Raw genomic sequence first — 18,329 nt, forward strand, 5'->3', positions numbered from 1 at the left:
GCAGAGTGAAAACATTTACACTTGCTTGAATTATGTTATTTACTTGAAATTATGGTATAATCGTTCAGTTAGAAAATAAATTTTGAATATTATAGAGGAAATCATGACAAAATTAAGAGAAGATATCCGTAACATTGCGATTATCGCCCACGTTGACCACGGTAAAACAACCCTCGTTGACGAATTATTGAAACAATCAGAAACGCTTGATGCACGTACTGAATTGGCAGAGCGTGCTATGGATTCAAACGATATCGAAAAAGAGCGTGGAATTACCATCCTTGCTAAAAATACTGCCGTTGCCTACAACGGAACTCGTATCAATATTATGGACACACCAGGACACGCGGACTTCGGTGGAGAAGTTGAGCGTATCATGAAAATGGTTGACGGTGTTGTCTTGGTCGTAGATGCCTACGAAGGAACAATGCCACAGACTCGTTTCGTATTGAAAAAAGCTTTGGAACAAGACCTTGTCCCAATCGTGGTTGTCAATAAAATCGATAAACCATCAGCTCGTCCAGCAGAAGTAGTGGACGAAGTCTTGGAACTTTTCATCGAGCTTGGTGCAGATGACGACCAGCTTGATTTCCCAGTGGTGTATGCTTCAGCTATCAACGGAACTTCTTCATTGTCAGATGATCCAGCTGACCAAGAAGCGACTATGGCACCAATCTTTGACACGATTATCGACCATATCCCAGCTCCAGTAGATAACTCAGATGAGCCTTTGCAGTTCCAAGTGTCACTTTTGGACTACAACGACTTCGTTGGCCGTATCGGTATCGGTCGTGTCTTCCGTGGTACTGTTAAGGTTGGGGACCAAGTTACCCTTTCTAAACTTGACGGCACAACTAAAAACTTCCGTGTTACAAAACTCTTCGGTTTCTTTGGTTTGGAACGTCGTGAAATCCAAGAAGCCAAAGCAGGTGATTTGATTGCCGTTTCAGGTATGGAAGACATCTTTGTCGGCGAAACCATTACTCCGACAGATGCAATTGAAGCTCTTCCAATCCTACACATCGATGAGCCAACTCTTCAAATGACTTTCTTGGTCAACAACTCACCATTTGCTGGTAAAGAAGGTAAATGGGTGACTTCTCGTAAGGTAGAAGAACGCTTGCAGGCCGAATTGCAAACAGACGTTTCCCTTCGTGTTGACCCAACTGATTCACCAGATAAATGGACTGTTTCAGGTCGTGGAGAATTGCACTTGTCAATCCTTATCGAAACAATGCGTCGTGAGGGCTATGAACTTCAAGTATCTCGTCCAGAAGTTATCGTCAAAGAAATAGACGGTGTTAAATGTGAGCCATTTGAACGTGTTCAAATCGACACTCCAGAAGAATACCAAGGATCTGTTATCCAAAGCCTTTCTGAACGTAAAGGTGAAATGTTGGATATGATTTCAACTGGTAATGGTCAAACTCGTTTGGTCTTCCTTGTTCCAGCGCGTGGGTTAATTGGTTATTCAACTGAGTTCTTGTCAATGACTCGTGGTTACGGTATCATGAACCATACCTTCGACCAATACTTGCCATTGATTCCAGGTGAAATTGGTGGACGTCACCGTGGTGCCCTTGTTTCTATCGATGCTGGTAAGGCTACAACTTACTCAATCATGTCTATCGAAGAACGTGGTACGATCTTTGTCAACCCAGGTACTGAGGTTTATGAAGGAATGATCATCGGTGAAAACTCTCGTGAAAATGACTTGACAGTTAACATCACTAAGGCAAAACAAATGACCAACGTCCGTTCAGCTACTAAGGACCAAACAGCTGTTATCAAGACCCCTCGTATCTTGACCCTTGAAGAGTCTCTTGAGTTCTTGAACGACGATGAGTACATGGAAGTAACGCCTGAGTCTATCCGTTTGCGTAAACAAATCCTTAACAAAGCAGAGCGTGAGAAAGCTAACAAGAAGAAAAAATCAGCTGAATAAGAGCTAGAAAGAGATAAAGATGGTTTATTTAATCATAGGACTCCTCTTATTACTACTCTATGTATTTGCGACACCACAAAGCATTAAAGGGACAGTCAACATCGTCCTTGTCGTCTTTGCTTTCGTAGCACTCTTGATTTTGCTGATGTTGTCAGTTTTGCAAATCTTTCAGCTACCGACAGAATTCTTCATCGCAGTCGCTATGCTCTTTCTAGCATATTTTAGCTTGCGAGATATTACCCTCATGTCGGTCCATAAAAGTAAAAGAAGATAAAAAGAGAGTTTTGGCTCTCTTTTTGCTTGTTAGAATGCTGAATATGAGCATTTTCGTTTAGAATTATTTCCATAAAAATGGTAAAATAGTAAGAGTAGAAATGGAGTTCGAGACATGAAAGTAATAGATCAATTTAAAAATAAGAAAGTCCTTGTTTTAGGTTTGGCCAAGTCTGGTGAATCTGCAGCTCGTTTGTTGGACAAACTAGGTGCTATTGTGACAGTAAATGACGGGAAACCATTCGAGGACAATCCAGCTGCCCAAAGTTTGTTGGAAGAAGGAATCAAGGTCATTACAGGTGGCCATCCTTTGGAACTCTTGGATGAAGAGTTTGCCCTTATGGTGAAAAATCCAGGTATTCCATACAGTAATCCCATGATTGAAAAGGCTTTGGCCAAGGGGATTCCAGTCTTGACTGAGGTGGAATTGGCTTACTTGATTTCAGAAGCGCCAATTATCGGTATCACAGGTTCGAACGGTAAAACAACCACAACGACGATGATTGGGGAAGTTTTGACTGCTGCTGGACAACATGGTCTCTTATCAGGAAATATCGGCTATCCTGCCAGTCAAGTGGCTCAAACTGCGACAGATAAGGACACTCTTGTTATGGAACTTTCTTCTTTCCAACTCATGGGTGTTCAAGAATTCCATCCTGAGATTGCAGTTATTACCAACCTCATGCCAACTCATATCGATTATCATGGTTCTTTTGAGGAATATGTGGCAGCCAAGTGGAATATCCAGAACAAGATGACAGCGGCTGATTTCCTTGTCTTGAACTTTAACCAAGACTTGGCAAAAGAATTGGCAAGAAAAACACAAGCTACAGTTGTACCATTCTCAACACAGGAAAAGGTTGATGGAGCTTATTTGGAAGATGGTCAACTCTACTTCCGTGGTGAAGTAGTCATGGCAGCGAATGAAATCGGAGTTCCAGGTAGCCACAATGTAGAAAATGCGCTTGCGACTATTGCTGTAGCCAAGCTTCGTGGTGTTGATAACCAAACCATCAAAGAAACTCTCTCAGCCTTTGGTGGTGTCAAACACCGTCTCCAATTTGTGGATGAAATCAAGGGTGTCAAATTCTATAATGATAGCAAGTCAACTAATATCTTGGCTACTCAAAAAGCCTTGTCAGGATTTGACAACAGCAAGGTCATTTTGATTGCAGGTGGTTTGGACCGTGGCAATGAGTTTGACGAATTGGTACCAGATATTACTGGACTTAAGAAGATGGTCATCCTCGGTCAGTCTGCAGAACGTGTCAAACGGGCAGCAGATAAGGCTGGTGTGGCATATGTAGATGCGACTGATATTGCAGATGCGACCCGCAAGGCCTATGAACTTGCGACTCAAGGAGATGTAGTCCTTCTCAGTCCTGCCAATGCCAGCTGGGATATGTATGCTAACTTTGAAGTACGTGGCGACCTCTTTATCGACACAGTAGCGGAGTTAAAGGAATAATATGAAGAAAATTGTCTTTACAGGTGGGGGGACGGTTGGACACGTGACCCTCAACCTTTTGTTAATGCCCAAGTTCATCGAAGATGGCTGGGAAGTCCACTATATCGGAGATAAACGTGGCATCGAGCACCAAGAAATCCTCAAGTCAGGTCTAGATGTCACCTTCCACTCCGTTGCGACTGGGAAATTGCGTCGCTATTTCTCTTGGCAAAATATGCTGGATGTCTTTAAAGTTGGCTGGGGAATTGTCCAGTCGCTCTTTATCATGTTACGACTTCGTCCACAGGCTCTTTTTTCAAAGGGAGGCTTTGTCTCAGTACCGCCTGTTATCGCTGCCCGTGTGTCAGGAGTGCCAGTCTTTATTCATGAATCTGACCTGTCTATGGGCTTGGCAAATAAAATTGCCTATAAGTTTGCAACTAAGATGTACTCAACCTTTGAGCAAGCTTCGAGTTTGGCTAAGGTCGAGCATGTGGGAGCAGTGACCAAGGTTTCAGACCAAAAAAATCCAGAACCGGATGAATTGGTGGATATTCAAACCCACTTTAATCCTAAATTGCCAACTGTATTGTTTGTCGGTGGTTCTGCAGGGGCTCGTGTCTTTAACCAATTGGTGACAGACCATAAGAAAGAACTGACAGAGCGCTACAATATTATCAATCTAACTGGAGATTCTAGCCTGAACGAGTTGAGCCAAAATCTTTTTCGTGTTGATTATGTGACCAATCTCTATCAACCCTTGATGGAATTGGCGGATATTGTTGTGACACGAGGTGGTGCCAATACGATTTTTGAGCTCTTGGCCATGGCAAAATTACATGTTATTGTGCCACTTGGTCGTGAAGCTAGTCGTGGAGACCAGATTGAGAATGCAGCTTACTTTGTAAAAAAAGGCTATGCAGAAGAGCTTCAAGAAAGCGATTTGACCTTGGATAGTTTGGAAGAGAAGCTTTCTCACTTACTAAGTCACAAGGAAGACTATCAAGCCAAGATGAAGGCTTCAAAGGAATTGAAATCTCTAGCAGATTTTTATCAACTATTGAAAAAAGATTTATCATAAGGAAAGTAAATGTCAAAAGATAAGAAAAATGAGGGCAAAGAAATCCTCGAAGAATTTAAAGAGTTATCAGAATGGCAGAAACGAAACCAAGAATATCTAAAAAAGAAGGCTGAGGAAGAGGCGGCCCTAGCTGAGGAGAAGGAAAAGGAAAGACAGGCTCGAATGGCTTCAAAATCTGAAAAGTCAGATGCAACCGAGGAGCAAGAGAGTGAATCTGATTCAAAAGACTCAAAATCAGCTAAGAAAGAGTCTGAAGAAAAAGTAGAAGAGTCAGAAGACGTCAAAAAAGAAGTAGCCAAAGAAGAATCAAAGTCCAAAGAGACAAAGAAAGAGGATAAAAAGGCAGGTAAAAAGCCTGTAAAGGAAAAACCGGTCAAACCGAAAATTCCAGGAGTTCATATCTGGCGGGCTATCTCGATTTTGTTTCTCAGTCTGCTTTTATTGGTTGTCTCTGCTTATTTGCTCAGTCCTTATGCGACCATGAAGGATATTCGTGTTGAGGGAACAGTGCAAACTACAGCTGATGATATTCGACAGGCTTCAGGCATTCAGGATTCGGATTATACGATTAACCTTCTGCTAGACAAGGCAAAATATGAAGAGCAGATCAAGTCTAACTATTGGGTTGAATCAGCTCAGCTTGTCTATCAATTTCCAACCAAGTTTACTATCAAGGTTAAGGAATATGATATTGTGGCCTACTATGTTTCTGGAGAAAGTCATTATCCAATCCTTTCAAGCGGTCAGCTCGAGACCAGTTCGGTCAGTTTGGTCAGTCTGCCAGAAACTTATATATCAGTTCTCTTTAATGACAGCGAACAAATCAAGACCTTTACGTCAGAACTTGCTCAAATTAGTCCAGAACTCAAGGCGGCTATCCAGAAGGTGGAATTAGCCCCAAGCAAGGTCACATCAGATTTAATTCGATTGACTATGAATGATTCGGACGAAGTTTTGGTTCCTCTTTCTGAAATGAGTAAGAAACTGCCTTATTACAGTAAGATTAAACCTCAATTGTCAGAACCAAGTGTGATTGACATGGAAGCTGGAATTTACAGTTACACTGTGGCGGATAAATTAATTATGGAGGCTGAGGAAAAAGCCAAACAAGAGGCTAAGGAAGCTGAGAAGAAAAAGCTAGAAGAACAAAAGAATAAATTGGAAGAAGAGAAGAAAAAGCTGGAGGAAGAGAGCAATCAAAACCAAACGACCCAGCGTTCATCGCGTCGCTAGGTTTAGCTTTTCTCCTATAGCTCTTTAGTGACCATGTTTTTACTTGACAAGTTCTAGTAGAAATAATAGAATAGTAAAAAACCTTTAAAGCAGTCCAGAGAGGCAGCTAAGGTTAGACGGTGAAAGGGTGGAGACTACCCATTTTTCGTGGAACCTTGCTGTTGGCAGGTTCCTTTTTTCGTGGCTTCTTGTGGCCAGACTCTCTCACTAGCAAAGGTAAAAGGAGAAACCTATGCGAGAACATCGTCCAGTCATTGCTCTTGATTTTCCTAGTTTTGAGGCGGTCAAGGAATTCTTAGCTCTTTTTCCAGCAGAAGAAAGCCTTTATCTTAAGGTAGGGATGGAGCTTTATTACGCAACGGGGCCTGAGATTGTGTCTTACTTGAAAGGCCTGGGGCACAGTGTCTTTTTGGATCTCAAGCTGCATGACATTCCCAATACAGTCAAATCAGCTATGAAGGTCCTGTCTCAGCTTGGTGTGGATATGACAAATGTTCATGCTGCTGGGGGTGTAGAGATGATGAAGGCTGCGCGTGAAGGTCTTGGAAGTCAAGCCAAATTGATCGCTGTCACTCAGCTCACATCAACCTCAGAAGCTCAGATGAAGGATTTTCAAAATATCCAAACCAGTCTGCAGGAGTCAGTGATTCATTATGCTAAGAAGACGGCTGAAGCGGGATTAGATGGTGTTGTTTGCTCGGCTCAGGAAGTGCAACTCATCAAGCAGGCCACCAATCCAGATTTTATCTGTCTGACACCGGGCATTCGTCCAGCAGGTGCTGCAGTTGGAGACCAAAAACGCGTGATGACACCTGCTGATGCCTATCAAATCGGTAGTGACTATATCGTAGTGGGACGTCCCATTACCCAAGCTGAGAATCCTGTTGTAGCTTATCATGCCATCAAGAATGAATGGACACAGGACTGGAATTAAAGAACTAGATTAGAAAAATAAAAGGAGAACACCATGACACTTGCTAAAGATATCGCTAGCCACCTCTTGAAGATTCAAGCCGTTTACCTCAAACCAGAGGATCCTTTCACTTGGGCATCTGGTATCAAGTCACCAATTTACACGGATAATCGTGTGACACTAGCCTATCCAGAAACTCGTACCTTAATTGAAAATGGCTTTGTGGAAGCTATCAAAGAAGCCTTTCCAAAGGTAGAAGTGATTGCAGGAACTGCAACAGCAGGGATTCCACACGGAGCTATTATTGCTGACAAGATGAATCTGCCATTTGCCTACATCCGTAGCAAACCAAAAGACCACGGTGCTGGTAATCAAATCGAAGGACGCGTAGCTCAGGGTCAAAAAATGGTAGTGGTTGAAGATCTTATTTCAACAGGTGGTTCTGTTCTTGAAGCAGTAGCAGCTGCTAAACGAGAAGGAGCAGATGTGCTTGGAGTTGTAGCGATTTTCAGCTACCAATTGCCAAAAGCAGATAAGAACTTCTCAGACGCAGGTGTCAAACTTGTGACACTTTCGAACTACAGTGAACTCATCCACCTAGCCCAAGAAGAAGGTTACATCACACCAGAAGGCCTCGACCTTCTAAAACGATTTAAAGAAGACCAAGAAAATTGGCAAAACGCCTAAAACATAGAAAATCAGGTAGTCACTAGGATTACCTGATTTCTTTTTGTGATGTTATTGGATCTTATACTCAATGAAAATCAAATATAATCCAAGGTGAAGCTGATGTGGTTTGAAGAGATTTTCGAAGAGTATTAGTCGACTTTTCCACCTTCAACAACTAGGTCATCTGCTTTAGCAGCGTCACCGTAGGTTGGGTGAAGTGTTTTTTCATAGGCCTTGTGGAAGAAGTTTTCCTTACCTAATTTTTCAATATCTTTATTGATGAAGTCTAGCAATTCTTGGTTTCCTTTTTGAACTGCTGCTGCAATAGTATCTGGATCACCGAGGGAAGTAATTCCTACTTCAAATCCTTTGTTTTCAAGCGCCCAAGCTAGAACTTCAGTATTGTCAGTAGAGAAGGCATCTCCACGTCCGTCAAGAAGAGCTTGGTAAGAGTCACTGTATTGGTCGTATTTTTGGAGTTTGATTTCTGGATGATTCTTTTCAAAATAAGTCTCAGCAGTCGTTCCTTTTGTGACAATCAAGGTTTTACCTTCAAGTTGTTTGACGTCTGTAATGTGACCAGTCTTAGGTGATACAACACCAAGAGAGACTTTCATGTATGGAAGGGCAAAGTCAACTTGTTTCTTACGTTCGTCAGTTACTGTAAAGTTGGCAAGGGTAATATCCACCTTGTTTGAAATCAAGTATTCAGCACGGTTGGCAGCATCTACTGAAACGTATTTAACCTTGACACCAAGGTCTTGAGCCAGTTGATTTCCAAGTTCGATATCGTAACCTTGGTAGGAACCGTCATTGTCAACGTAGCCAAACGGTTTCTTGTCTCCAAATACGGCGATTCGTAGTTCACCGCTTTTTTTGATTTCATCAATAGTGCGTGCCTTGGCAGTCGTTTTTCCAGATGATGAGCCAGCATTTCCACCTGAGCTACAAGCTGTGACAAAGATAAGAGCAAAGGCAAGTGCCAAAACAGTTAAGAGTGGTTTGAATAGTTTCATAAGAATCTCCTTTATAGATATGAGCCAAATTGGCTAAAGTCAAAGACGTTTAAAAATTCCTGAGCTCGTTTGGTTTGCGGATTGGTGAAGAAATCTTGAGCCCTTCCTTCTTCAGCGATTTTCCCTTGGTCGAGGAAGATAATCCGATCGGCAATAGCTTGAGCAAACTGCATTTCATGGGTTACTAAAATCATGGTGCGACCTTCTTGAGCTAAATCATTGATAAGTTCTAGAACCTCACGCACCATTTCTGGATCCAGCGAAGCAGTCACTTCGTCAAAAAGGATGATTTCTGGATGCATGAGGAGAGCACGGACAATTGCAACCCGTTGCTTCTGTCCACCAGATAATTGACGCGCAAAGCTATGTTGTTTGTCTAGTAAACCGACACGCTCCAGTAGTTGCAGAGCTTCTTCCGTTACTTCCTTCTTGTCTCTTCCCTGAGCCTTGATAGGACCTAGGATGAGGTTTTGTAGGACATCCAGGTGGGGAAAGAGTTCATAACTTTGAAAGACCATGCCAATCTTTTGGCGAACTAGGTGAAAGTCTTTTTTATTTTCAACGATAGACTGACCGTCCAGCAGGATATCTCCACCTTGAATACTTTCTAAGCCATTGAGGCAACGAAGGAGGGTACTTTTCCCACAACCGGATGGTCCTAGGATGACGACAACTTCCCCTTTTTTGATTTCTAGAGAAAGTCCTTGGAGGATGGGATTGTCTCCGAAGGATTTTTTTAGTTCCTTGATTTCTAAGATAGTTTCAGACATTTAGTTCCTCCAATGTTTTTCTAAGTGAGTGGATAGTTTGGAAATAGGAAAGCAGACTGCGAAATACAAGACCAGAATGGTTCCATAAATCCAAAAGGAAGCAGTTGGGATGGTCAGGCGATTGCTATCGATGATTTGTTGTCCAACCTTTGTAACCTCAACAACCCCTATCAAAACAACCAAGGAAGTCGTTTTAATCATCCGAGTGACAAGGTTGATGGCTTGTGGCAGTAATCTTCTAAAGACTTGTGGGATAATGATGTGGTAGTAAAGTTGAACATTGGTTAAGCCGAGTGCCTGTCCACTTTCAAACTGATGCTTAGGAAGGGAAGTGATGGCTCCACGGACCAAGTCCCCCATCTCAGCTGTTCCCCAGAGGGTGAAAACGATAATAGCAGAAGTCTCACCTGAGATATTGATATTAAAGTTTCGAGCCAAGCCAAAGTAAACGATGAAGAGTAGGACCAGTTGGGGCATGATACGGATGAATTCCAGATACAATCGTGTTAAAAATCGTATGATTCTAGAATGGGAGGTCATGATGATTCCCATGACTGTCCCGAATATCATGGATAAGAGGACAGATAGGATGGATATGCCAATCGTAACGCCCAATCCCTGTAAGATTCTCAGGAGATTATTTCCCTGAAAGAGTACTTGGATTCCCGAATCCTGCATGGCGGAGCCTCCTTTCTATCCAACTAAAGACCAGTGAGATGGGTAGCAATATGATAAGGTAAGCAACTACCAACATAGCAAGCGCAATGTCTGTTTCATAGTAGAGCCCAATCAAGTCTTTGGCGACGTACATGAGGTCGGCCAAAGCTACTGCTGAGAAAACAGAGGTTTCCTTGATGAGGAAAATGACATTGGCACTAAAGGAGGGGAGTGCAACCGCTGTTGCTTGCGGAAGAACCACATAGCGAAAGACCTGTAGAGGTGTCAGACCGATAGCTAATCCAATCTCCTGCTGGGTTTGACTGACGGCTTCCAGTCCACTTCGGAAAGATTCTGCCATATAGGAGCCTCCTAAAAAGACCAGTCCTAAAGTGGCACAGACTTCTGAAGATAGGACAATCCCTACTCTAGGAAGACCGAAGTAGAGAAAGAAGAGTTGAATCAAAAGGGGCGTATTGCGTGACAATTCGATATAGGCTGTCGCTACTTGTGCCAAAACAGGAATTCGATAATGCCGAATGATACTAACGATTAAACCGAGCAGAAAGGATCCCAAAATTCCCCACACTGCAATATGCAAGGTCAGAAGAAATGCGTTTTGATATAGTGGTAGATATTGTTCAACAATGGACCAATCCAAAAATAGAACCTCCCATCTAGAAATAATACAGTTATTGTAGCACTTAAAATCTCCTTTGGATAATATCTATTTTTTATTGCTGTTATAAGGATTTTTTATCATAGAAATAAAATTTCTGAAATTTACAAACAAAATATTTGAAAAGTTTTGAAAAAAGAGTTAAGATATTTTTGTAATATACAAAGTAAACGCTTACTTATCAAGGAGGACATTTTATGTCATACAAAACAAGCAGTGCAGAAGGTCATGTAGATTTCATCAATACCTATGATTTGGAGCCAATGGCGCAACAAGTTATTCCTAAAGCAGCATTTGGCTATATCGCTAGTGGGGCGGAAGATACTTTCACTTTACGTGAAAATATCCGTGCCTTTAACCACAAGCTCATCGTTCCTCACACTCTTTGCGATGTTGAAAACCCAAGTACAGAGATTGAATTTGCAGGTGAAAAATTGTCTTCACCAATCATTATGGCGCCTGTTGCAGCTCATAAATTGGCAAATGAACAGGGTGAAGTGGCGACTGCGCGTGGTGTGCATGAGTTTGGTTCTCTTTACACAACTAGCTCTTACTCTACTGTAGATCTTCCAGAAATTACAGAAGCCCTTCAAGGGACACCTCACTGGTTCCAATTTTACTTTAGTAAGGATGACGGAATCAACCGCCACATCATGGACCGTGTGAAGGCTGAAGGTTATAAAGCGATTGTCTTGACGGCGGATGCTACTGTAGGGGGCAATCGTGAAGTAGATAAGCGTAATGGTTTTGTCTTCCCAGTTGGCATGCCGATTGTTGAAGAATATCTACCAGAAGGTGCTGGTAAATCAATGGACTTTGTTTACAAATCAGCTAAACAACGCTTGTCTCCACGTGATGTAGAATTTATCGCTGAATACTCAGGACTTCCTGTTTATGTCAAGGGACCACAATGCCGTGAGGACGTTGAACGTTCGCTTGCTGCGGGAGCTTCTGGTATCTGGGTAACCAACCACGGTGGCCGCCAAATCGACGGTGGACCAGCTGCCTTTGACTCACTTCAAGAAGTAGCAGAAGCAGTTGACAAACGTGTGCCAATCGTCTTTGACTCAGGTATTCGTCGTGGTCAACACGTCTTTAAAGCCTTGGCTTCAGGAGCAGACTTGGTAGCTATTGGTCGCCCTGTCATCTATGGTTTGGCTCTCGGTGGTAGTGTTGGTGTACGTCAAGTCTTTGAACACTTGAATGCAGAATTGAAGACAGTTATGCAATTATCTGGAACTCAGACTATTGAAGATGTCAAACACTTCAAACTCCGTCACAACCCATACAACCCAACCTTCCCAGTTGACCCACGCGACTTAAAATTGTATTGATAAAAGAGATTGCCTCCACTTGATGTGGAGGTTTTTCTTCGTCTATAGGAAGAATAAATCACCATTAAAAACTATATAAATATATTTTCTAATCAAATATCTTGCTAGGGCTTTCATTTTTTGCTATACTGGTGCAGTAATTAAATAACAAAGACATTTGGGGTGCTTTAAGCTGAGATGATACCCATTGAACCTGATACAGTTAAGACTGGCGAAGGGAAATGTGAACAGTTTTTTTCGTATGGCGAAATGAACGATCGAATCTTGTAAGTCAACTCTAATTCTTGATTGTAATTGGAGTTTTTTTGTTTATATAAGCTGGATGAATGTGATACAAAGCATTTAGATAGCTCTTCTTGAACGCCCTTGTTTTTCTTTAAAAAGGTCAAGTAAAACTAGGATTTTCTTGGTATTTTGTTGATTACGAACGAGTAAAGAGAGGAAAAGTAAATATGGAAACACAAGACTATGCATTTGAGCCAGGTTTGACTGTTGGAGAATTATTAAAAAACAGTCAGAAGGATTGGCAGGCTGCAATCAATCATCGTTTTGTTAAGGAACTTTTTGCGGGGACAATTGAGAATAAGGTCTTAAAAGAATACCTAATTCAAGATTATCACTTCTTTGATGCTTTCTTATCCATGCTGGGTGCCTGCGTAGCCCACGCAGACCAGCTTGAATCCAAGCTTCGTTTTGCCAAGCAATTAGGCTTTCTTGAAGCAGATGAAGACGGTTATTTCCAAAAGGCTTTTAAAGAGTTAAAAGTAGTAGAGAATGATTATCTAGAAGTGACCTTGCACCCTGTAACAAAAGCCTTTCAGGAGCTTATGTATTCTGCTGTGGCTTCATCAGACTACGCTCATCTTTTGGTCATGCTGGTCATTGCAGAAGGCCTCTATTTAGACTGGGGTTCTAAAGATTTGCCTCTACCTGAAGCCTATATTCATTCGGAATGGATTAATCTCCACAGAGGTCCTTTCTTTGCAGAGTGGGTTCAATTTCTGGTTGACGAACTTAATCGTGTCGGGAAAGGTAGAGAGGATTTGACAGAACTTCAGGAACGTTGGAATCAAGCGGTTGCTTTAGAATTAGCCTTTTTTGATATTGGCTATGACGCCTAGAGAAGGTTTAGGATATTTACAAATTTGATGAGGTAAATCATTCAATGTAAATGGTAAATGAAAAAAATTTCTTAACGAAAGATAGAGATAAATCGAAATCAGTATATCGTATAAAGTGAGAAGGAAGAATTTCAATATGACAAGTTTAAAATTATTAAAAGAAAAAGCACCTTTGGTCATTTGCATCACCAATGATGTAGTAAAAAATTTCACAGCAAATGGATTAGTAGCACTGGGTGCATCACCAGCTATGAGTGAGTTTCCTGCAGATTTAGAGGATTTGTTAAAGTATGCTGGTGGTTTATTAATAAACATAGGAACATTGACAGATGAAAATTGGAAATTATACCAAGCTGCTTTGAAAATTGCAGAGAAATATAATGTCCCAGCAGTTCTAGATCCTGTAGCCTGTGGAGCAGGAGAATATAGAAAAAAAGTAGCAGATGATCTAATCAACAATTATAAACTAGCAGCGATAAGGGGAAATGCTGGCGAGATTGCCTCTTTAGTGGGAATAAATGTGGCATCTAAAGGAGTAGATAGTGCAGGCGTAGATAATATTGACGAAATTGCTCTAGCAGCAAATGAGAAGTTCAATATTCCAATAGTAGTAACAGGTGAAGTGGATGCTATTGCGGTAAATGGAGAAGTGGTAACGATTCATAATGGTAGTGCCATGATGCCAAAAGTTATTGGGACAGGATGCTTATTAGGTGCTGTAGTAGCAAGCTTTATCGGACTAGAAAAAGGTCAAGAATTGAAATCATTAGAAACAGCAATGTTGGTTTACAATATAGCTGGAGAAATGGCAGAAAAACGTCCAAATGGGCATCTTCCTGGAACATTTAAAGTTGAATTTATAAATGCCTTATACGAGATTACAGATGAAGATGTAAAGAAATTCAAAAGAGTGAAGTAAGATGTTTCAAAAAGAATTACTAAAACTATATTTTATTTGTGGAACGACTACTTGCCAGGGAAAAGATCTATATAGAGTCGTTGAGGAAGCCTTAAAAGGTGGGATAACCTTATTTCAATTCCGTGAAAAAGGTGAGGGAGCCCTGGAAGGTAAAGAAAAAGTCGAATTAGCAATTAAACTACAGGATCTTTGTAAAAAATACAATGTGCCGTTTATTGTTAATGATGATATTGAGTTAGCAATGGAAATTGACGCTGATGGCGTACATGTAGGGCAGGATGACCTTGGTGTTGATGAAATTAGAAAATTGATGCCAGATAAAATAATTGGTCTTTCTATAAAAAACGAGGAAGAATTTCAACAATCAAAAGTTGAATATGTAGATTATGTTGGTGTTGGTCCTGTATTTGATACCCAGTCAAAGGATGATGCTGGTGGCGCTATAGGTTATGAGGGTCTTAAATTGATGAGAAAACTATTGCCACAAATGCCCTTAGTTGCAATTGGTGGGATACAGACGCAACATATTAAAGATATTATGAAGACCAATGTTGACGGTGTTTCAATCATTTCAGCAATATCGTATGCAAAAAATATAGAAAAAACTGTTCGAGAAATGAGTGAACAATAGGTATCTATCTAACCAAAGAAAGATCTGCTGTATTTCCAGTTCAATTTCTTGAACTGGAAAAAATCGTTTGTTATAATATTTATATAATTAAATAATAAAGACATTTGGGGTGCTTTAGGCTGAGATGATACCCATTGAACCTGATACAGTTAAGACTGGCGAAGGGAAATGTGAAATGGTTTTGTGTTTGTAGAAACTAACCATCTAATCTTGTAAGCTGAACTCTAATTTCTATTTGTAATTAGAGTTTTTTCTTTTACGAAACTGGATGAACTGGATACAAAGCATTTAGGTAGGTCTCCTTGAATGCTCCACTTTTCTTTAAAAAGGAGTTTTTTATGTTGAAAAAATGGCAGTTAAAAGATGTTATTTTACTTGCTTTCTTGTCTATCTTTTTTGGTGGCGTTTTTGTGGGTTCAGGCTATCTGTTTGATATCCTCACCCTGATTTTAGCACCTCTTGGTTTACAGGCCTTTGCCAATGAAATCCTCTTTGGTCTCTGGTGTATGGCTGCACCCATTGCTGCCATCTTTGTTCCAAGAGTGGGAAGCGCAACGATTGGAGAAGTGCTAGCTGCGCTTGCTGAAGTCCTTTATGGTAGCCAATTCGGTCTAGGTGCCCTTTTGTCTGGCTTGGTTCAAGGTTTGGGAAGTGAACTTGGTTTTATCGTAACCAAGAATCGCTATGAAAGTTGGCTCTCTCTAACTGCTAATAGTATTGGGATTACGCTTGTTAGCTTTGTCTATGAATACATTAAGTTAGGTTACTACGCCTTCTCCCTTCCTTTTGTCCTTTCCTTGCTTGTAGTACGTTTTATTTCCGTCTTTTTCTTCTGTACCATCTTGGTTCGTGCCATTGTCAAACTTTATCATCAGTTTGCAGCTGGGGGCAAGGCATAGATGGGGCTGGAACTACGAGCGATTCAGTCCCCAATCTTCTCTGAGCCGATTGATTTTACTTTTCATGCGCAAGCCTTTACCTTGTTAGTTGGGAGCAGTGGTTCAGGAAAATCCAGCCTCTTTCAAATGATTGCCCAAGTCAGTTCTCTTCCCTATAGCGGTCAAGTCCTGATAAATGGGAACGAGGTCAGTCAGCTTTCTATCATTGAACGTGTCCAGACGGTTGGTATTCTCTTTCAAAATCCCAATCATCAATTTACCATGGAGAACTTGTTTGAGGAGCTGATTTTTACCTTGGAAAATATTGGGCATCCCGTTCAGGAAATTGATTCTAAAATAGCAGAGGTTGTCCAGCAATGTCGCTGCAAGGCGATTTTGCACCGTCCCATTCATCACTTATCAGGTGGGGAAAAGCAAAAGGCTGCTTTGGCTGTTCTCTTTGCTATGAATCCTAGGGTCTATCTCTTGGATGAGCCCTTCGCTTCTATTGATCGTAAGAGTAGGATAGAGATATTGGAGATTCTAAAAGAATTGGCCTCTAATGAGAAGACAGTCATCCTGTGCGACCATGATTTAACGGACTATGAAGCCTATATCGACCATATGGTGGAGCTAAGAGATGGCCAACTAAGGGAAGTGTTTCAAATCCCTTCCTCTGAGATGACACAGGTTGCTTCAAAGGAAGTTGCTTCTAGCCTAGAACTGTTTCATATGGATCGAACAACTTGTGAGCTGGATAAGCGTCACCTCTTTTTAATTGCAGATTTCACATTCTACCAAGGGATTTCCTGTATTTTAGGTGACAATGGTGTCGGGAAATCAACCCTCTTTCGGTCTATTCTTCAATTTCAAAAGTATAAGGGGAGCATTACCTGGAAGGGGACGGTTCTGAAAAAGAAAAAGAGTTTGTACCGTGACCTGACGGGTGTTGTTCAGGAAGCTGAGAAACAGTTTATCCGAGTCAGTCTGCGAGAAGAACTTCAATTAGACAGACCTGATTCTGAAAGAAATCAGCGGATACTCCAAGCTTTACGGTATTTTGATCTGGAGCAGGCACTCGATAAGAGTCCCTATCAATTAAGTGGTGGTCAACAAAAGATTCTACAGCTCTTGACCATCTTGACTAGCAAGGCTTCTGTAATCTTGCTAGATGAACCTTTTGCAGGTTTGGATGATAGAGCTTGCCATTATTTTTGTCAGTGGATTGTGGAGGAGAGAAATCAAGGAAGAAGTTTTCTGATCATTAGCCATCGTTTAGATCCCTTGATCTCTGTGGTTGATTATTGGATTGAGATGTCTAGTCAGGGGCTCAGTCATGTGAACGAAGTGACTATCACCAAACCGCTCACATCTCAGAGTAGCAATACTCAAGGGGAGGTGAGATAATATGGTCAAAGTAGCAACCCAGACACCGATTATCAGTCTCTTCTTGCTGGTTTTATCACTGGAAACATCTTTCATTCCTTCGATTGCTCTGAATCTTTCGGTAGTCGCATTTTGCATTCTCTTTATGCTTTATTACCGTCGATTTAAAATGTTAGCTTGGATGATTCTGCTCGCCGTTTTGCCATCTTTGGCCAACTACTGGGCAGTTCAGTTACACGGAGATACTTCGCAGGCAGTCATGCTTGGAACGAGGGCCTTTGTGACGGTTTGTATCGGCCTTGTCTTTGTTTCCTCTATTTCCCTAAAAGAGCTTCTCTTGTACTTGGCTCAAAAGGGGCTATCACGTTCTTGGGCCTATGCCTTGATTGTGGTATTCAATTCCTTCCCCCTCATTCAGCAAGAAATCAAGTCTCTCAAGGAAGCTTGCCTATTACGCGGTCAAGAACTGCATTTTTGGTCTCCCTTGATTTACAGCAAGGTTCTGATGACAGTCTTTAGGTGGCGCCATCTTTATCTGAGAGCTCTGTCGGCGCATGGATATGACGAACATGCACAGGTGGAGAATCGCTATCGGACTTTTTATATTCCTAAAAAAACAAAATTAATCTACCTGCTTTTCTTTTTATTGCTTCAAACCAGTCTATTTTTATAAAGGAGTTATTATGGAATTTACAGATATTGCGATGGAATTATCCAAGGAAGCTTGGCAGGCTTCCTTTCATCATCCCTTTATTTTACAGTTGCAAGAGGGGAATTTGGAACCTGCCATTTTCCGCTATTACCTGATTCAGGATGCCTACTATCTGAAGGCCTTCTCAGAAATCTATCACCTTTTGGCTGATAAGACTTCAAACCAAGAGATGAAAAGACTCTTAAAACAAAATGCTCAGAGTCTAGTGGAAGGTGAGTTATTTATCCGCCAACAATTTTTCAAGGAATTGGAAATCAGCGACCAGGAAATGGAGCAACATCCAATCGCTCCAACCTGCTATCATTATATCTCTCACATTTATCGTCAATTTGCAGAGCCAAACTTGGGTATTGCTTTTGCAAGTTTGCTGCCTTGTCCTTGGTTATACCATGATATAGGCAAATCACTTAATCTTAAACCATCACCAAATCCTCTCTACCAACAATGGATTGAAACTTATATTACGGATGAGTTGGAGCAGCAGATCAGAGAGGAAGAAGTTTTGGTCAATCAGCTCTATCGAGAAAGTGACGAGACAGACAAGAAAAAAATGCTAGATGTCTTCCACATCAGTGTTCATATGGAAGCTAAGTTTTGGGAAATGGCCTACCAACACCAGACATGGAAGAGCGATCTGCAGTCTTTAGAAGCAGGAGAATAAAAGA

Annotated in this window: 19 protein-coding genes and 2 riboswitches; of the genes, 15 read left to right on the forward strand and 4 right to left on the reverse strand. The window is 41.3% G+C overall.

The window, feature by feature from the left end; all coding sequences use genetic code 11:
- The first annotated feature begins 103 nt into the window (after window positions 1-103).
- The 7 genes from typA to pyrE all read left to right on the forward strand — a co-directional run bounded on the left by typA (window position 104) and on the right by pyrE (window position 7,579).
- The gene (gene typA, locus N5909_RS02420; RefSeq protein WP_000164108.1) at window positions 104-1,945 is read left to right on the forward strand and encodes a translational GTPase TypA; all 1,842 of its coding nucleotides are present in this window, start codon (window positions 104-106) and stop codon (window positions 1,943-1,945) included.
- A 19-nt stretch (window positions 1,946-1,964) separates the two neighbouring features.
- Window positions 1,965-2,219 carry a DUF3165 family protein gene (locus N5909_RS02425; protein ID WP_141230318.1) on the forward strand — a complete coding sequence of 85 codons (255 nt, stop codon included), beginning with the start codon at window positions 1,965-1,967 and terminating at the stop codon, window positions 2,217-2,219.
- 114 nt (window positions 2,220-2,333) lie between these two features.
- Window positions 2,334-3,686, forward strand: a complete 1,353-nt coding sequence (murD, locus tag N5909_RS02430) for a UDP-N-acetylmuramoyl-L-alanine--D-glutamate ligase (protein WP_271630732.1) — start codon at window positions 2,334-2,336, stop codon at window positions 3,684-3,686.
- 1 nt (window position 3,687) lies between these two features.
- Window positions 3,688-4,746, forward strand: coding sequence for a UDP-N-acetylglucosamine--N-acetylmuramyl-(pentapeptide) pyrophosphoryl-undecaprenol N-acetylglucosamine transferase (locus N5909_RS02435; RefSeq protein ID WP_271630733.1), 1,059 nt, complete (start codon window positions 3,688-3,690; stop codon window positions 4,744-4,746).
- A 9-nt stretch (window positions 4,747-4,755) separates the two neighbouring features.
- Window positions 4,756-5,979 carry a cell division protein FtsQ/DivIB gene (locus N5909_RS02440; RefSeq protein WP_271630734.1) on the forward strand — a complete coding sequence of 408 codons (1,224 nt, stop codon included), beginning with the start codon at window positions 4,756-4,758 and terminating at the stop codon, window positions 5,977-5,979.
- Window positions 5,980-6,211: 232 nt separating this feature from the next.
- Window positions 6,212-6,913: an orotidine-5'-phosphate decarboxylase gene (gene pyrF / locus N5909_RS02445; protein WP_033681415.1), complete on the forward strand. Its 702-nt coding sequence runs from the start codon at window positions 6,212-6,214 to the stop codon at window positions 6,911-6,913.
- A 33-nt stretch (window positions 6,914-6,946) separates the two neighbouring features.
- Window positions 6,947-7,579 (forward strand): orotate phosphoribosyltransferase, encoded by a 633-nt coding sequence (pyrE, locus tag N5909_RS02450; RefSeq protein WP_271630735.1) that lies wholly within the window; start codon window positions 6,947-6,949, stop codon window positions 7,577-7,579.
- Window positions 7,580-7,710: 131 nt separating this feature from the next.
- On the opposite strand, the gene N5909_RS02455 is transcribed toward pyrE, so the two are convergent.
- Genes N5909_RS02455 through N5909_RS02470 form a run of 4 tightly spaced genes read right to left on the reverse strand, consistent with a single transcriptional unit; the run spans window position 7,711 to window position 10,665 of the window.
- Window positions 7,711-8,577 (reverse strand): cysteine ABC transporter substrate-binding protein, encoded by an 867-nt coding sequence (locus tag N5909_RS02455; protein ID WP_271630736.1) that lies wholly within the window; start codon window positions 8,575-8,577, stop codon window positions 7,711-7,713.
- Window positions 8,578-8,588: 11 nt separating this feature from the next.
- Window positions 8,589-9,347 carry an amino acid ABC transporter ATP-binding protein gene (locus tag N5909_RS02460; protein ID WP_271630738.1) on the reverse strand — a complete coding sequence of 253 codons (759 nt, stop codon included), beginning with the start codon at window positions 9,345-9,347 and terminating at the stop codon, window positions 8,589-8,591.
- Window positions 9,348-10,025 carry an amino acid ABC transporter permease gene (locus tag N5909_RS02465; RefSeq protein ID WP_070842683.1) on the reverse strand — a complete coding sequence of 226 codons (678 nt, stop codon included), beginning with the start codon at window positions 10,023-10,025 and terminating at the stop codon, window positions 9,348-9,350.
- The gene (locus N5909_RS02470) at window positions 9,985-10,665 is read right to left on the reverse strand and encodes an amino acid ABC transporter permease (protein ID WP_271630739.1); all 681 of its coding nucleotides are present in this window, start codon (window positions 10,663-10,665) and stop codon (window positions 9,985-9,987) included. The genes N5909_RS02465 and N5909_RS02470 overlap by 41 nt, the downstream gene beginning before the upstream one ends.
- Before the next feature lie 215 nt (window positions 10,666-10,880).
- Between N5909_RS02470 and lctO the strand changes: the two genes are divergently transcribed.
- From lctO to tenA, 8 genes are all read left to right on the forward strand, one after another.
- Window positions 10,881-12,017, forward strand: a complete 1,137-nt coding sequence (lctO, locus tag N5909_RS02475; RefSeq protein ID WP_271630740.1) for an L-lactate oxidase — start codon at window positions 10,881-10,883, stop codon at window positions 12,015-12,017.
- Between the two features lie 148 nt (window positions 12,018-12,165).
- Window positions 12,166-12,254, forward strand: a riboswitch (TPP riboswitch).
- Between the two features lie 215 nt (window positions 12,255-12,469).
- Window positions 12,470-13,138, forward strand: coding sequence for a TenA family protein (locus tag N5909_RS02480; protein WP_271630741.1), 669 nt, complete (start codon window positions 12,470-12,472; stop codon window positions 13,136-13,138).
- 136 nt (window positions 13,139-13,274) lie between these two features.
- Complete coding sequence (gene thiM / locus N5909_RS02485) at window positions 13,275-14,057, forward strand: hydroxyethylthiazole kinase (protein WP_042901245.1); 783 nt, start codon at window positions 13,275-13,277, stop codon at window positions 14,055-14,057.
- Between the two features lies 1 nt (window position 14,058).
- On the forward strand, window positions 14,059-14,688 hold the full coding sequence (gene thiE / locus N5909_RS02490; RefSeq protein WP_271630742.1) for a thiamine phosphate synthase: 630 nt from the start codon (window positions 14,059-14,061) through the stop codon (window positions 14,686-14,688).
- 95 nt (window positions 14,689-14,783) lie between these two features.
- A riboswitch (TPP riboswitch) is annotated at window positions 14,784-14,872 on the forward strand.
- Window positions 14,873-15,026: 154 nt separating this feature from the next.
- Window positions 15,027-15,587: an ECF transporter S component gene (locus tag N5909_RS02495; RefSeq protein ID WP_000915275.1), complete on the forward strand. Its 561-nt coding sequence runs from the start codon at window positions 15,027-15,029 to the stop codon at window positions 15,585-15,587.
- Window positions 15,588-16,973, forward strand: coding sequence for an ATP-binding cassette domain-containing protein (locus tag N5909_RS02500; protein ID WP_271630743.1), 1,386 nt, complete (start codon window positions 15,588-15,590; stop codon window positions 16,971-16,973).
- Between the two features lies 1 nt (window position 16,974).
- Window positions 16,975-17,625: an energy-coupling factor transporter transmembrane component T gene (locus N5909_RS02505; protein ID WP_271630744.1), complete on the forward strand. Its 651-nt coding sequence runs from the start codon at window positions 16,975-16,977 to the stop codon at window positions 17,623-17,625.
- 10 nt (window positions 17,626-17,635) lie between these two features.
- Entirely contained in the window at window positions 17,636-18,325 is a 690-nt protein-coding gene (gene tenA / locus N5909_RS02510; protein WP_271630745.1) for a thiaminase II, read from the forward strand.
- The last annotated feature ends 4 nt before the right edge of the window (window positions 18,326-18,329 follow it).

Origin of the sequence: Streptococcus gwangjuensis, from assembly GCF_028156745.1 — a bacterium.
In the GTDB taxonomy this organism is placed as follows: Bacteria; Bacillota; Bacilli; order Lactobacillales; family Streptococcaceae; genus Streptococcus; species Streptococcus gwangjuense_A.